Annotated in this window: 13 protein-coding genes; all 13 read left to right on the forward strand. The window is 56.6% G+C overall.

Going from position 1 to position 14,716, the window contains the following annotated elements; genetic code table 11:
• Complete coding sequence (locus NFR25_RS05935; protein WP_251198332.1) at window positions 1-1,452, forward strand: UDP-N-acetylmuramoyl-tripeptide--D-alanyl-D-alanine ligase; 1,452 nt, start codon at window positions 1-3, stop codon at window positions 1,450-1,452.
• A complete protein-coding gene (mraY, locus tag NFR25_RS05940) occupies window positions 1,452-2,501 on the forward strand; it encodes a phospho-N-acetylmuramoyl-pentapeptide-transferase (protein ID WP_251198333.1) in 1,050 nt (349 codons plus the stop codon). Before NFR25_RS05935 ends, mraY begins: the two co-directional genes overlap by 1 nt.
• Window positions 2,502-2,620: 119 nt before the next feature.
• Window positions 2,621-4,102: a UDP-N-acetylmuramoyl-L-alanine--D-glutamate ligase gene (gene murD, locus NFR25_RS05945; RefSeq protein ID WP_251198334.1), complete on the forward strand. Its 1,482-nt coding sequence runs from the start codon at window positions 2,621-2,623 to the stop codon at window positions 4,100-4,102.
• 90 nt (window positions 4,103-4,192) lie between these two features.
• Entirely contained in the window at window positions 4,193-5,380 is a 1,188-nt protein-coding gene (locus NFR25_RS05950) for an FtsW/RodA/SpoVE family cell cycle protein (protein ID WP_251198335.1), read from the forward strand.
• An 11-nt stretch (window positions 5,381-5,391) separates the two neighbouring features.
• Window positions 5,392-6,507 carry an undecaprenyldiphospho-muramoylpentapeptide beta-N-acetylglucosaminyltransferase gene (gene murG / locus NFR25_RS05955; RefSeq protein WP_251198336.1) on the forward strand — a complete coding sequence of 372 codons (1,116 nt, stop codon included), beginning with the start codon at window positions 5,392-5,394 and terminating at the stop codon, window positions 6,505-6,507.
• Between the two features lie 20 nt (window positions 6,508-6,527).
• Window positions 6,528-7,949, forward strand: coding sequence for a UDP-N-acetylmuramate--L-alanine ligase (gene murC / locus NFR25_RS05960; protein ID WP_251198337.1), 1,422 nt, complete (start codon window positions 6,528-6,530; stop codon window positions 7,947-7,949).
• Entirely contained in the window at window positions 7,949-8,887 is a 939-nt protein-coding gene (gene murB / locus NFR25_RS05965; RefSeq protein WP_251198338.1) for a UDP-N-acetylmuramate dehydrogenase, read from the forward strand. The genes murC and murB overlap by 1 nt, the downstream gene beginning before the upstream one ends.
• Complete coding sequence (locus tag NFR25_RS05970) at window positions 8,859-10,133, forward strand: cell division protein FtsQ/DivIB (RefSeq protein ID WP_251198339.1); 1,275 nt, start codon at window positions 8,859-8,861, stop codon at window positions 10,131-10,133. The genes murB and NFR25_RS05970 overlap by 29 nt, the downstream gene beginning before the upstream one ends.
• A gap of 186 nt (window positions 10,134-10,319) precedes the next feature.
• Entirely contained in the window at window positions 10,320-11,462 is a 1,143-nt protein-coding gene (ftsZ, locus tag NFR25_RS05975; protein ID WP_251198340.1) for a cell division protein FtsZ, read from the forward strand.
• A 53-nt stretch (window positions 11,463-11,515) separates the two neighbouring features.
• The gene (locus tag NFR25_RS05980; RefSeq protein WP_251198341.1) at window positions 11,516-12,376 is read left to right on the forward strand and encodes a purine nucleoside phosphorylase YfiH/LACC1 family protein; all 861 of its coding nucleotides are present in this window, start codon (window positions 11,516-11,518) and stop codon (window positions 12,374-12,376) included.
• A 341-nt stretch (window positions 12,377-12,717) separates the two neighbouring features.
• On the forward strand, window positions 12,718-13,410 hold the full coding sequence (locus tag NFR25_RS05985) for a YggS family pyridoxal phosphate-dependent enzyme (protein WP_251198342.1): 693 nt from the start codon (window positions 12,718-12,720) through the stop codon (window positions 13,408-13,410).
• 55 nt (window positions 13,411-13,465) lie between these two features.
• Window positions 13,466-14,383: a cell division protein SepF gene (locus tag NFR25_RS05990; protein WP_251198343.1), complete on the forward strand. Its 918-nt coding sequence runs from the start codon at window positions 13,466-13,468 to the stop codon at window positions 14,381-14,383.
• 35 nt (window positions 14,384-14,418) lie between these two features.
• Window positions 14,419-14,673 (forward strand): YggT family protein, encoded by a 255-nt coding sequence (locus tag NFR25_RS05995; RefSeq protein ID WP_338024386.1) that lies wholly within the window; start codon window positions 14,419-14,421, stop codon window positions 14,671-14,673.
• Window positions 14,674-14,716: the final 43 nt, after the last annotated feature.

Below are 14,716 nucleotides of genomic sequence, written 5' to 3' on the forward strand. Positions count from 1 at the left end.
ATGAGGCTGAATTCGAAACAGATCGCAGAGTTCACGGGTGCTACCGTTATTGTCGAGGCGCTCGATCCATCTCATCTTGCCCTTGGTCTTACGTGGGATTCTCGCGATGTACACGAAGACGATGTATACGTGGCGCTCCCGGGCGAGCGCGTCGATGGTCACACCTTCATCGATGAAGCTTTGCGCAAAGGCGCGCACGTTATCCTGTGCATGCAGCGCGTTACAGAGAATACGCAGATACTTGCCCAGGAGATGGGCGCAGCAATCCTGGAGGTGAGCTCGACCTTTGCGGCTATCACCGATCTGGCTCGCGCCTGGCGTGGATTCATCAAAGGCACGGTCATCGCTCTAACGGGTTCAACGGGCAAGACCACTACCAAGAACCTGGTGCGCGATGTGCTCTCAACGACCTATAACGTGGTGGCCACTCATGCGAATCAGAATAACGAACTGGGCGTTCCCAAGACGTTGCTCGATGCGGATCCCGAGACCGATTTCGTAGTGGTGGAGATGGGCATGCGCGGCACAGGTCAGCTTGCCAAGCTGTGCTCCTTTGTTCGTCCCGACATGACGCTCGTCACTAACATCGGCGAGGCGCACATCGAGTTGCTCGGGTCGCGCGAAGCCATTGCGAGAGCGAAGGCTGAAGTGGTCGAAGCGCTTCCTAATGGCACGGGTGTTGCTGTGCTGAATTACGCGGATGACCATACGCTCTTGGTGTGCGAAGCGGCGCAGACCGCCAAACGCGGCATCCAGGTGCTCTTCTTCGACGGTACGGGCTCTTATGATCCTCTTGCTAACGAAGGAGTGCCGTGCGTATGGGCGAGCGATATCGTCTTGGACGAAAAGGGTTGCCCGCACTTCGATCTTCATATTCCCGACCTGGCCGACCCGCTCGATTGTGAAGTGGGCTTGCAGGGCTTGCATAATGTTCATAATGCGTGTGCGGCGGCAACGCTCGCTCATCGTTGCGGCGTGAGCCTCGAAGCAATCGCGCGTGGCTTGAGGGATGCGGTGCCCGAGGTGGGACGTCAGGAAATGCTCGCGGGCAAGGGCGATGTGACCGTGATCAACGATGCCTACAACGCCAATCCTGATTCGATGCGTGCATCGCTGGCCATGTTTTCCGCCCTCAAGGTGAAGCATAAACGCTATGCTGTATTAGGAGATATGGGCGAGCTGGGCAGTTTTGCGCAGGCTTGCCACGAAGGCGTTGGTCGCTACGCTGCTACTCAGGACATCGATGTGCTGGTGTGCGTGGGCGATCTGGCGCACTATATTGCTGAAGGCGCTCGTGAAGCGGGATTTCCTGCTGATCGCATCATTTCGGTCGCAACGCGAGGTGAAGCGCTGAATGAATTGGAAACGCGCCTGGAGGCAGGAGATGCTGTATTGGTCAAAGCGTCCCACTCTATGGAGCTTGATCGCATAGTCAGGGGGCTTCAGGCATAATGCTTTCGGTTTACGCACAGTATCCGACCTTCACCGTCTTCCTGGCGGTGTTCGTGGGCGCTATCGTGACGATGCTGCTCATGCCGCTGTGGATCAAAGGCCTGAAGAAGCACTTGATCGGACAGCAGGTTCGCGCCGATGGACCTGAGAGCCATCTGGTGAAGCAGGGCACGCCCACCATGGGTGGCGTGATCATGCTGGTGGCCATGGCCATCACGGTGCTCTTGTTGGCAGCCCCAGAGCTCGACACTATCTTCATCTTGGTCGCGATCATCCTCACGGGCGTTCTTGGTTTCATCGATGATGCTTCGAAGGTGGCCAAGGAACGTTCATTGGGCCTTACTCCAAAAGCCAAGCTCATCGGGCAGTTCCTCATCTCTACCGCTTTCGTGCTGGCGGTAGTGAACTGGCTGGGCATACCACCCACCATCGATATTCCCTTCATCACCACGCTCGATTTCGGGATCCTTACCACAACGCTTCCCATCGAAGTTCCCGCGGGGCAGTTCAGTATCCCCTGGCTGTACGTGATCTTCTGCGACATCCTTTTGATGGGGCTTTCCAACGCCACGAATCTGACCGATGGCCTTGATGGTCTAGCGGCTGGTACGGTGATGATGGCCATCTTGGTGATGGCGGCTATCTCGTATCGCTTGGACCTGCTGGATGCTTCTATCGTGAGTGCGGCCATCGCGGGTTGTTGCGTGGGCTTCTTGTGGTTCAATGCATACCCGGCGGATATCTTCATGGGTGACACTGGTTCACTGGCGCTTGGCATGGCGCTCGGATGCGTTGCTATCGTTACGAAGACCGAGGTCATCTCTCTTATCATCGGCGGTCTGTTCGTGATCGAGGCGCTCTCGGTCATGATCCAGGTCTTCTATTTCAAGCGAACGCGCAAGCGACTGTTCTTGATGGCTCCGCTCCATCACCACTTCGAGAAGAAGGGTTGGAGCGAAGTGAAGGTGGTCGTGCGCTTTTGGATCATCTCGGCATTCCTTGCCGCAGTGGGCTTCAGCATCTTCTTCGCACAGTCGATGATGGGCTAAGCTCAGGGCAACGTTGGCACCGCATTGGTATCGCAACGATGCAACTCGCGGTTACGAAAGCTCATGCGTGAGGAACGCAAAAGGCTCTGTGAAGAGCAAAGGGGAAAGAAAGGCTTAGCATGACGCAAGCAACGTCGCATATGGCAGGTGGCACGCAGCACAAGGCTGCTCCAGCTGCATTGGGCAACGTGCTCGTGTTGGGCCTTGGTAAGACGGGCGAAGCGGTGTGCGATTATTGCTTGGATCAATCCGATCGCATCACATCGCTGACGGTGGCAGCGGGCGCGCGCAACGAATCCGCCGAACAGGTAGCGGCAAGTCTGGAAGCTCGTGGCGCACGCGTGCTCTTCGATACCACCGACTTCACCCAGGAATACGACCTCTGCATCGCAAGCCCGGGCATCTCTCAGTTCTCTGACTTCTATCAGCATGCTGCGGCGCACGCGAGCGAACTTATCAGCGAAGTCGAATTCGCTTGGCGCGAGAGCGCACCTGATTCTGTGTGGATCGCCATCACGGGCACCAACGGTAAGACCACCACCACCGCACTTTGTGCGCACTTGCTGCAGGAAGCGAGCATGAACGCGGCTGCGGTAGGCAATATTGGTGATACGTGCATCGATGCAGTGGCTCGTGGGCAGGTGGACTGCTATGTTGCAGAAGTTTCTTCCTATCAGTTAGCTTCTACCAAGCAGTTCGCACCACAGGTGGCGGTGTTGCTCAATATCACCCCCGACCACATCAAATGGCACAAGAGCTTCGAGGCGTATTGCGAAGCGAAGCAGCGCGTGTACGCGAACCTTGCCGATGTCAATGGTGTTGTGGTAATGGATGCGACCAACGATGTGGTGCGCGAATACGTGAAGACGTTGAAAGCGCTGCCGATCGATCAGCGTGGATTCTCGTACGTTCCGCTTGGCACGGCAGCAGGCATCACGGGCGACATGCGTGCTGCTTGTGGCGCACAGAACGCTGCTTGGGTCGAGGGGGATATGCTCACGGTGGCGCTCGATGGTGCAGAGATCGCGCTCGTCAAGACAGGCGATCTGCAGATCCCGGGCGAACATAATGTCTCCAATGCGCTCGCGGCTGCTTCGGCTGCCCTTGCGGTGGGATGCGATCCTGAAGCGGTCCGCGCAGGGCTGCGAAGCTTCAAGGCGCTCGAGCATCGCATCGAAGCGTGCGGGAGCGTGAACGGCATCGAATGCTATAACGACTCAAAGGCAACCAACGTGGATGCTACCTTGAAGGCTCTCGCTGCTTTTGGCGATCGCAAGCCTATCGTGCTGCTCGGCGGCGACGATAAGGGTACGAGCCTGGATGTGCTCGTGGATGAAGCCACCAAGCACTGCAAGGCGGTCATCTGCTATGGAGAAGCGGGCCCGCGTTTCTTCGCGGCATTCGCTCTGTCAAGTTTGCCCAGCTATGAAGCACCCCATATGCGTGAAGCCTTCGACAAGGCTCTTGCGTTGGGCGAGCCAGGCGACATCATCGTGCTTTCGCCTGCCTGCGCTTCCTTCGACGAATTCAGTTGCTTTGAAGAGCGCGGCGAGGTGTTCAAAGACCTCGTGCGTCAGCGTGGCAGCGGTGGGGAAGGTTAGGCACGATCCATGGCACGGGCGCAACGAACACACTCAACTCGCACCACTTCGCCCTCACGTTCTCACCTTCAGCGTTCCTCCAAGGAAGCGATGGTCCCGCGTTTGATGGTCATCCTCTCGTCGTTGGCGTTGCTCGTCATCGGCTTGGTCATGGTCTTTTCAGCATCTTCGGTCACGGCATTCGTCGAGCAAGGAGACGCGTATGGAGAGACCATCAAGCAGGTGGTGTTCGCACTCATCGGTATCGCGGCGTGCGTGGGCGTTATCTTGGCTACGAAGGCCTTTGGTTTCGAATTCATGACCTCCAAGATGATCATCTATGGTTTTTGGGCCCTCTGCGTGGTCGGCGTGCTCGCTACGGCAGCGCTTGGTACGGCGGCACTGGGTGCGAAGCGTTGGCTGATCATCGGCGGCGTATCCATCCAGGTAGCTGAATTCATGAAGATCGCACTCGCGCTGGTAGCGGCTCGGATCATGATCGACTATAACGAAGGCATGGACGCTCTGAACGTACTGGTGCGCTGCGCTATCTTCATCGTGGCACCGCTGGCGCTGTTGTTCGTGCTCCAGTCCGATCTTGGTACCACGGTCATCTGTCTGGTGGCCATCTTCACCATCTTGATCCTCGGTGGCGTTCCTGGGCGTTGGATCTTGCTGCTCTTGCTCCTTATCCTGGCACTGGGTGCGGCGGCCATCTTCTCGGCTCCGTATCGTACGGCGCGCCTGTTCACCTTCCTCGATCCTTGGGCGAACGTCGATGGTGATGGTTATCAGATCGTCCATTCGCTCCAGGCGCTCGCTTCGGGCGGATTGTTCGGTGTGGGCCTGGGTAATTCCTATCAGAAGCTGCAATATCTGCCTGAAGCTGAAACTGACTTCATCTTCGCCATCATCGGCGAAGAGCTGGGGCTTCTGGGCGCGATGGGCGTGGTCATCCTGTTCATGGTGTTCCTCTACGGCGGCTATTGCATCGCCAAGGATTCATCGTCAAGCTACGGCATGCTCATCGCTGGAGCGCTCACCACTATGATCGTGGCTCAAGCATTCATCAACATCTTGTGCGTGATCGGGCTTTTCCCCATCACTGGCAAGCCGCTGCCCTTCATATCGTCGGGTGGCTCATCGCTGATCAGCTCATTGTTGATCGTAGGCATCATCTTGGCGGTGTCATTCAGCAGTGAGCCCAAAGAAGATCCTTATCGTGAGCGTCGCGAGAAGCTGCACGTCGTCTCGTCATACGACACGAGCGGCCAGAACAACGCAGGAAGACGACGCTAGGAGGAGGGGCTATGCGCATCGTGCTATCAGGCGGTGGAACCGCAGGACATATCAATCCAGCGTTGGCATTAGCAGAAACGCTCCAGGCTCAAGGCCACGAAGTCTTCTATGCGGGTACGCCGCAGGGTGTGGAAGCTCGTTTGGTGAAAGAAGCGGGCTTACCGTTCCAAGCTTTCGAAGCACGCGGATTCGACCGCGCCAAACCGCTCACCTTACCAAAGGCGCTCAAGACCATCATGAAAAGCTCCAAGCAGGCCAAGGCGTGGTTCCAGGAGATCGAGCCCGATGTAGTGGTGGCTTTTGGCGGCTATGTTTGCATCCCAGTGAGCCGTGCCGCTGAAGCACTTGATATCCCGCTCGTTGTCCATGAACAGAATTCCATCATGGGCATGGCGAATAAGTATCTGTCAAAGGGAGCGGCTCGCGTGGCGCTCACGTATGAGGTGGCTGGTGATGCGGTCGCAGATAAAGCGAAGGTGACCGTGACGGGCAATCCTGTTCGGTCGTCGATCTTCAATTCCACCCGTGAAGAGGGTAGGGCCTATTTCGATATTCCTGAAGATGCGCTGATGCTGCTGGTGTTCGGCGGCAGTTTGGGTGCGCGCCATCTGAATAGTGCCGTAGCAGCTCTCAAGGACAAGTTGTTGGCAGTAGATGGCCTCTACATCATGCATATCACTGGTCCTAAGGAGCTCGAGACTGTAGAGGCGCTGCTCGATCTGACCGAAGACGAGCGCGAGCGCTATCTGGTCATGGGCTATCAAGATCATATGGGCGAGGCTATGGCAGCTACCGATATGGTGGTCTCCCGCGCGGGTGCCACGTCGCTCGCCGAGATATCGGCCCGTCGCATCCCAGTGCTGCTCGTGCCGTTTCCTTATGCCACGGCTGACCATCAAACCACTAACGCTAAAGAATATGTCGAACGGGGCGCTGCGTACATGATCGCGGATTCAGAAGTGGAATCCGCCGATTTCGAGCGTCAGGTGTTCGCGATGATCAACGATCCCGCGGTGCGCGCATCCATGACCGAAGCCGCGGCGACCTTTGAGACCGAAGACGCTGCCGCGAAATTGGCCGATGTGGTCTTGGCGGCCGCCCAGTCGCGCACATCCGATACAATGTGATGCGAACCAGGAGGCATTACGTGGATCGTTTCGAGAACAAGAAGATTCATTTCATCGGCATCGGCGGTGTGGGCATGAGCGGTATCGCTCGGGTCGCTCATGAGCAGGGCCATAGTGTTTCTGGTTCCGACCTGCGTGAAAGCCGTTATACGCAACAGCTTCGCGATGCGGGCATCCAGGTGTTCATCGGTCAGCGTGCCGAGACCATCGCAGAAGTTCAGCCCGATATCGTCGTGGTATCCACGGCCATCATGGAGAACAACCCTGAACTGAAGGCTGCGCGTGAGGCGGATCTTGATATCTGGCATCGTGCCCAGATGCTCGCGGCGCTCGGTGTCGGTCATAAGACCTTGGCAGTGGCTGGTACCCACGGCAAGACCACATCTTCTTCCATGCTCGCGTCCATCATCGATGCGATGGGCTTCGACCCTACGTTCTTGATCGGTGGCATCGTGCGTGCGTACAACTCCAACGCCCATTGCGGCGAAGGCGAATATTATGTGGTCGAAGCTGACGAGAGCGATCAATCCTTTATCCATCTTGATCCAGCTGCCGTGATGGTAACCAATGTGGAAGCCGACCATCTCGATCACTACGAAGACCTGGATGAGATATACAAGCTCTTCGGCGATTTCATGTCGCTCGTCCCTGAAGAGGGCAGCTGCGTGGTCTGCGGCGAAGACGAAGCGCTCGTCAAGGTAGCGCGCGCAACGGGTCGTACGGTATATACCTACGGGTTCGGCGATCAGTTCGATACCGCCATCTCGAATTTCCATTCCGAAGGCATTTCGAGCGTGTTCGACGTGCGTTTTCCTGATGGCAAGCAATACGAATGTCGCATCAAGCAGAACCCTGGCCGTCATAATGTGCTGAACGCGGCGGGCGTGCTCACGCTCATGTGGACGCGTGGCTTCGATATGGCCAAAGCTACCGAAGCGCTCAGCCAGTTCGCGGGCGTGCGTCGTCGCTTCGACAAGGTGGGCGAAGCTTGCGGCATCACCATCGTGGACGATTATGCTCATCACCCCACCGAGATCGCAGCCACCATCGAGGCAGCGAAGACCCTCGACTTCAACAACGTGCATGTGTTGTTCCAGCCACACCGCTATTCACGTGTGAAGCTCTTCACCGAAGTGCTGCGCGATGATTTCGGCAAGGCATTCGATAGCGCCGATCGCGTTACCTTCATGGATGTTTATTCTGCAGGTGAAGCGCCTGTTCCTGGTGTGAGCGGCGCGACCTTCATGCAGGTGGTGCTCGATCATCCCGGGCACCCCGAAGACACCACCTATGTGCCTCATCGTATGAAGGTGGTTCCCACGCTCGCTTCTCAGCTAGAACCAGGTGATCTGATCATCACCATGGGCGCCGGCGATGTTACCGCTATCGGTCCTGAGCTCTTGGCTGCGCTCAAGGAGCGCGAGCTGGAGGATCGTCCGTGATGGCGCGCCATGCATCCGATCTGGAGCTTTTGCGCTTCGATGATGAATTCGACGGCGAGATCCGTCTTGACGAACCACTTTCCAAGCACACGACCTATCGCATCGGCGGACCCGCTAAGGCTTTCGTGCTGGTCAATTCCGTTGCAGCCTTGAATGCGGCCATGGCGGCATGCGCGGCTGATGAATGCCCTTGGGTGCTGGTGGGGAAGGGTTCGAACCTGCTCGTGTCCGATGCGGGCTTTCCTGGCGTGGCGCTCTCGCTCGCGGGGGAATTCCGCAATTGGAACTTCGATGAAGCCGACCATCGTGTGGTGGTGGGCGCTGGTACCATCCTCTCGCGTTTGGTCCAAGAGGTATTCCATCGAGGGTATAGCGGCATGGAGTTCGCGGTAGGCACGCCGGGTACGGTCGGTGGTGCGCTGCGCATGAATGCGGGCACGAAGGACGACTGGATCGGTTCACGCGTCGTCTCGGTGACCACCTTCGCGCCAGGTACGGGCCTGAAGCGCTACGCGGGAAGCGATATCGAGTGGGTGTATCGTTCTACGTCGTTTCCCGACGATGAGATAATCGTGGAATGCGAATTGCAGCTCGAACCTGCGGTTTCGGGTAGCATCCATGACCGCATGAAGGCCCTGCTCGATAAGCGCAAGGCATCGCAGCCGCTCGAGTACCCTTCTTGTGGTAGCGTGTTCAAGAATCCGGAAGGCCATTCAGCAGGCCAGCTCATCGACAGTGTGGGGCTTAAGGGGAGTCTGTGTGGAGGCGCCCAAATTTCGGAAAAACATGCTAATTTTATCGTGAACAAAAACAACGCTTCTGCTTCTGACGTGCGCACTCTTATCGAACGTGCGCAAGAAAAGGTGAAAGAACACTATGGCATCGAACTTCAACCGGAGGTCAAATTCCTTGGGTTCGAAGAGGACCTCAAGATCTAAAGGCGAACAAGCGCTGCCGTCTTCGGTCAAGGGTCGTCCGAGCAAGAACCGCTCGGTGCGTATGTCGCAGGCAGGCCATGGTCAGAAGCGAGCGCAGCGCAAGGTCTCCCACAGTGCTTATCGCGATATCAATGTGCGGGCTACTGGCTCAAGCGTTGGTCCTGGGACGGGCGCGGCCTCAGGCATAGGGTCAGGCATAGGGCCGGGGGACAGTTCCCGTTCGCGTTCGAAGGCTCCTTCGGCCACCAGACGTACTTCGGGCTATGGATCGAGCCTACCCAATATCGATGGCGGCTACTTGGCGGGAAGCCAGGGATATGGTTCAGGCTCAGGCTATGGATCGGGCTCTGGATCAGGTTCAGCCGTCAGTCGCGGTGGTGCGCGTCGTGCGGCTCAGAACGAACCGCTTCGTTCTGTCAGCGTCTCCCAGGTGCGCAGCAATCAGCGCCGAGCACAGCAGCAGAAGCCGAAGAAGTCACGAAAAGGGCTCATCATCGGCATCATCGCGGTTGTGTTGGTGCTGCTCATCGCAGCAGCGGCTTTCATCATGACACGCACCGACATGTTCCCGGTCACCAAGATCACCGTTTCGGGCGTTCGCCATCTTACTCAGCAGGAGACCGCGCAGCTCGCGGCAGTACCTGAAGGTACGACGCTCATCAATGTCGATGCGGCAGGTATCGAATCGCGTTTGGAATCGAGCCCATGGATCTTGGATGCGGTGATCGAGCGCCGCTTCCCTGATACGTTGAATCTGAGCATCACCGAACGAGAGATCGTCGCGGTGGTCGATGTGGTCATCGACGACAATGACAACAAGCAAACCTGGGCTTTAGCTTCGGATGGCACGTGGCTGATGGAGATCCCTGATCGCAATAGCGCCGAAGGTCAGACGCTCGCGCCTCAGGTCTATGAGGATGTTGATGCGGCCCTGCATATCCAAAGCGTGCCGTATGGTTCGGTGCCAGAAGCAGGCACCCAGTGCAACAATCCTAATATCACCAATGCCTTGGCCATCATCGATGGCATGTCCACCGAACTTGCCGATCAGGTGAAATCCGTATCAGCAGCAAGCTCGGATTCTACGGTGCTCACCCTGAAGAACGGCATTGAGATCGCATTCGGCGATTCTTCGGACATCCGCGACAAAGAGCGCGTATGCCTGGAGCTCATGGAGCAATATCCCAACAAGATCGCCTACATCAATGTGCGCGTGGTGAACAAGCCTATCTGGCGTGCTATCTGATAGCGGATCGCCCCGTTCCCTTCTTCGCTAAGGCTTCGGACAATAAGGCGTGCATTTTAGCGATATTCTGCCTGTTTTCGTTTTGCAAACATAGGGCACTTGTGTAAAATTAACCAAAGTGTCCTTGCGGCCCTTCATCTTGGCGTGCGGACACCATCTCATTGAATTATTGAAAGCGGGCACGATATGCAACAAATTCTAGGCGCTGATAATCTTGCTGTTATCAAGGTCGTGGGTGTTGGCGGCGGCGGCACGAATGCTGTGAACCGTATGGTCGAAGCAGGCGTTCGCGGTGTCGAATTCATCGCAGTGAACACCGACCGTCAGGCGCTGCTCCTCTCGGATGCCGACAAGACCATCCATATCGGTGAAGAGCTCACGCGCGGTTTGGGCGCAGGCGCTAACCCTGAGATCGGTTGCCAGGCAGCAGAGGAATCACGTGCTGAGATCCGCGAAGCGCTCGCAGATGCCGACATGGTCTTCGTCACGGCTGGCGAAGGTGGCGGCACGGGTACGGGCGCTGCTCCTGTTGTTGCAGAGATCGCACGTGAAGAGATCGGCGCGCTCACCGTTGGTATCGTTACCAAGCCTTTCAGCTTCGAAGGCCGTCTTCGTCGCAATCAGGCTGAACAGGGCATCGACTTCTTGTCCATGAAGGTCGACACGCTCATCGTCATCCCGAACGATCGCCTGCTCGAGATCGTTGACAAGAAGACCAGCATGCTCGATGCATTCCGCATCGCAGACGACACGCTTCGTCAGGGCATCCAAGGTGTTACCGACCTCATCACCATCCCAGGCCTGATCAACCTTGACTTCGCAGACATTCGCACGGTCATGAAGGACGCGGGTACTGCCATGATGGGCATCGGTATCGCTTCGGGTGAATCCCGCGCGCTCGATGCTGCTCAGCAGGCCATTAACTCCAATCTGCTCGAAACTTCCATCGCGGGTGCTTCGCGTATCCTGTTCTCCATCGCTGGCGGTCCGAGCCTTGCGCTCTCCGAAGTGGACGAGGCTGCTCGTGTGGTCGAAGCGGTGGCAGATGAGAACGCCAATATCATCTATGGCCAGATCGTCGATCCCGAGATGCAGGAAGAAGTGCGCATCACGGTCATCGCAACGGGCTTCAAGGCGAATTCCGCTCAGTCGGCCATGGATTTCTCTCGTAAGGACAGCGTGTTCTCCGCAACTGCTGCTCAGCGTCGCAATGCGCAGCCTGAACCTGCTCAGCAGCAGCCTGCACAGAGCACCTATCAGACGCTCTATTCCAGCGAGCCGCGCTTCGCTGATGAAGACTACATCCCTGACTTCCTGAAGCGTCAGTAAACTTGGGCGTGCCCGCGCCGTTTGGCGTGCAGCACGCATGAAAGGTATGCCTTATGACGGCCCTCATTTTGCCCCGACCCGTGCTGAATGAGGGTCGTTTTGCATCTATCCCTGTGTTCACCGATGATCGCCTGTTCGAACAGACGGGCGTGCGCATCGCGTTCACCACGCGTGAAGGCGGCGTGAGCACGGGTGCGTATGATTCGCTCAATCTTGGCTCGCATGTGGATGATGACTTATCGCTGGTGGAGCAGAATCGTGTACTCCTGATAGAGGCACTTGCTCCAGAACTAGCAGGGGAGAGTCGTGGTCTGGATGAGGTGCTCGTAGCACCCAAGCAGGTGCATGGCGATCAAGCGCTCACGGTGGAGACCGCCGCTGATGTCGATGGTGTTCAGGCGGAAGCCGCTCAAGGCGCTGATGCCATCATCGTGGCCGAGAAGGGCATCGGTGCGCTGCTCTGCTTTGCTGATTGCGTGCCGGTCATCGCAGTATTGCCCACAGGTCGTTTTGCGGTGATCCATGCGGGTTGGCGGGGCGTGGAGAATCAGATCACAGCCAAAACGTTGAGCTTGATGGCAGACCAGGAGACCCATGTTTCTGGTGTGCCTGCGTCTGACTTGATCGCAGGCACGAATATCTATATCGGCTCTTACATCCATCGCGAATGCTTCGAGACCAGCCCTGATGTCCATGATCAGTTCACCGGCAAGTTCGGCGAGAGCTGCAGCTTTGATGAATCTCATATCGATCTTGGGATGGCGCTACGCACGCAACTCATGCGCGTGGGCGTTGATCCTGATCGTATTGCCGATCTGGATGTATGCACGGTCTGCAATAACGACCGCTTCTTCTCTTTCCGCGCGCAAGATGGCATCGCTGGTCGCCACGGCGCATTTGCCATCCGCCTCTAATTGGGGACGGGTTCATTTCTGTCCCGGACAGCTTGGGGACAGGTTCAAATCGAAAAATCTCCCGGGGCGCTGCGGCTGCAAGGTAATCGTGCATAACTTACCCGTTTCGCTGTTCGCCTTCGGCTCATGCGCTGCACTGCCTCATGCATTATTACGTGAATTCAGCTTTGCTGAATTCTGTTTTGGAAATCAGTGTTCAGAGTAAGTTCTGCGCGCTCACCTTACATCCACAGCACCGTGCAAGATCGAACCTGTCCCCATTTTGTCCCGGACATAAATGAACCCGTCCCCGATGGTATAGTGGAGAGATGCAAGTCAATAAGGCTCGAGGAGGGCTGGTCATGTCTACCAAGACGCGGTATATGAACGTTCGCAAGCAAGTGGATGAAGCCTGCGAGCAGGCGGGTCGCAGCCCGCAGGATGTGCTGCTCCTGGCGGTGTCGAAGACGGTCGACTGTGATGAAGTGGCGCTTGCCATCGAAGGCGGCGCAACGGCATTCGGCGAGAACCGTCCCGATGAATTGCTGCGCAAGCAGGCGGCTTTCCCTGACAAGAGCTGGCACTTCATCGGTAACATTCAATCGCGCCGCATCCCTGATATCGTTTCTGCGGCTGATCTTATCCATTCGGTCAGCAAGGCTGAACACCTGCCCAAGATCGATAAGGCTGCAGCGAAGCTTGGTAAGATCCAACCCGTGCTCATCGAAGTGAACGTATCGGGCGAAGAGTCGAAGAGCGGGCTTCGCCCCGAAGAAGTCCTTGAGGTCATCAAGGATGCGGCTGGGCTTGGATCGGTACGTATCCAGGGCCTTATGACCATGGCACCCCGAGCCGACCAAGAAGCTATCGAGCGATCATTCGGCGGTCTTGCAAAGCTGCGCGATAGCCTGCAAGAGCAGCTTGATGAAGAGGACATTGATGTCACGTTGTCTGATATTTCTATGGGCATGACCGAAGACTGGCCACAGGCCATAGAACTTGGCACTACTATGGTAAGGGTCGGGCGAGCGATCTTCGATAGTTCGTTCGAATAGCCTCTGCACGCTTGCGGCATCGAGGCGACGTTGAGAATACAAGAGGAAAGGCGTTATGGATTTTTCCAACCCTTCAAGATCCGCAGGGAATCTCGTCGAGAGCTTGAAAGATAAGTTGAATTTCGGATCGCGCAAAGCGGCACAGGAAGAAGAGCTCGAATTCGACGATTATGCATATGAAGATGAATTCGAAGATTACGGCGAATACGGCTTCGATGAATCGTACGCAACAGGTGCGGGTGCTTATGGCGATACCTATTCCGAAAGCTATACCACGCGTGAATCCTATCGACCGCCGCGCCTTGTTTCGCTCGGTGATGTTCAGAATACCACTTCAGCCTATGGCGTCATGGCGCCCTATGATCCTGCTGAGAAAGTAGTGCCTACCAATTCTTCGGTGCCAGGCTATCTCTCTCATTCGGCAGATACGCGGTTCTCTTCGCGTGCAACGAGCCGCATGGCAGAGCCGGCAACTGCTACTGGTGAAGAGGTCGGCTCCACTTCTGCAAGCGGTTTGGGCGCAGGCTACGACCGCCCGAACACGCGCTATAACGATTTCGTATCTCCTTATCAGCGTCAGAACGTGGAGAAGACTCAGGTCATGCCTTCAACGGGCTCTGCAGGCCTCGATGGGCTCTTCACCTCAACGGATGCTGCCGCGCAAGCCGCTGTGCCCGATCGCGGTCAGAGCATCGGCGGCCGATTCTCGCGCAAGGTCGAGATCTTCGAACCGAAGGATTTCGAACAGGCGGTCGATATCGTTGCCATGCTCAAAGAAGGAAGCGTAGTGGTGCTGAATCTGAAGTACGTCAACGCTGGTCTTTCCAAGCGTGTGCTCGACTTCGCATTTGGCGTGGTTGCTGCGCTCGATGCCCAGATCAATTATGAAGCACCTCAGGTGTTCTCCATCACACAGTCGGATAAGCTCACCTTGGTCGAGCGCGATCAGCTGCGTTTGAAGCGTATCCTCTGATCCTCCGAACGGATGCTCTCAGAAAGGAATCTATCGTGAGCTGGCAAAGTATCATCGTTTCGCTTTCCGATGCCTACAGTCTGGTCATCGTCATCTACGTGCTGCTGTCATGGTTTCCTATGGGCGGCATCATCCAGCAGGTTCGCGATGCGCTCGGCGTTATCTGCGAGCCGTACCTGAAGCTGTTCAAGCGCATCATTCCTCCTATTGGTGGCATGGTTGACATCACCCCGATAATTGCGCTACTTGTTCTCCAATTCGGCGTGCGGTTTATAGTATCATTGTTCTAAATTGTTCTAAGCTCGCAACATTCACCAGGCTAGAGAGGTTGTT

The sequence above is a fragment of the Anaerotardibacter muris genome (assembly GCF_943192915.1).
Taxonomy (GTDB): domain Bacteria; phylum Actinomycetota; class Coriobacteriia; order Coriobacteriales; family Eggerthellaceae; genus Anaerotardibacter; species Anaerotardibacter muris.

What these genes read in the sequence shown, in the direction of transcription:
- NFR25_RS05980 (WP_251198341.1), top strand. Translation starts at nt 11,516, where the DNA reads ATGACGGCCCTCATTTTGCCCCGACCCGTGCTGAATGAGGGTCGTTTT.
- murB (WP_251198338.1), top strand. Translation starts at nt 7,949, where the DNA reads ATGGCGCGCCATGCATCCGATCTGGAGCTTTTGCGCTTCGATGATGAA.
- NFR25_RS05935 (WP_251198332.1), top strand. Translation starts at nt 1, where the DNA reads ATGAGGCTGAATTCGAAACAGATCGCAGAGTTCACGGGTGCTACCGTT.
- NFR25_RS05985 (WP_251198342.1), top strand. Translation starts at nt 12,718, where the DNA reads ATGTCTACCAAGACGCGGTATATGAACGTTCGCAAGCAAGTGGATGAA.
- murG (WP_251198336.1), top strand. Translation starts at nt 5,392, where the DNA reads ATGCGCATCGTGCTATCAGGCGGTGGAACCGCAGGACATATCAATCCA.
- ftsZ (WP_251198340.1), top strand. Translation starts at nt 10,320, where the DNA reads ATGCAACAAATTCTAGGCGCTGATAATCTTGCTGTTATCAAGGTCGTG.
- murD (WP_251198334.1), top strand. Translation starts at nt 2,621, where the DNA reads ATGACGCAAGCAACGTCGCATATGGCAGGTGGCACGCAGCACAAGGCT.
- NFR25_RS05950 (WP_251198335.1), top strand. Translation starts at nt 4,193, where the DNA reads ATGGTCCCGCGTTTGATGGTCATCCTCTCGTCGTTGGCGTTGCTCGTC.
- mraY (WP_251198333.1), top strand. Translation starts at nt 1,452, where the DNA reads ATGCTTTCGGTTTACGCACAGTATCCGACCTTCACCGTCTTCCTGGCG.
- NFR25_RS05990 (WP_251198343.1), top strand. Translation starts at nt 13,466, where the DNA reads ATGGATTTTTCCAACCCTTCAAGATCCGCAGGGAATCTCGTCGAGAGC.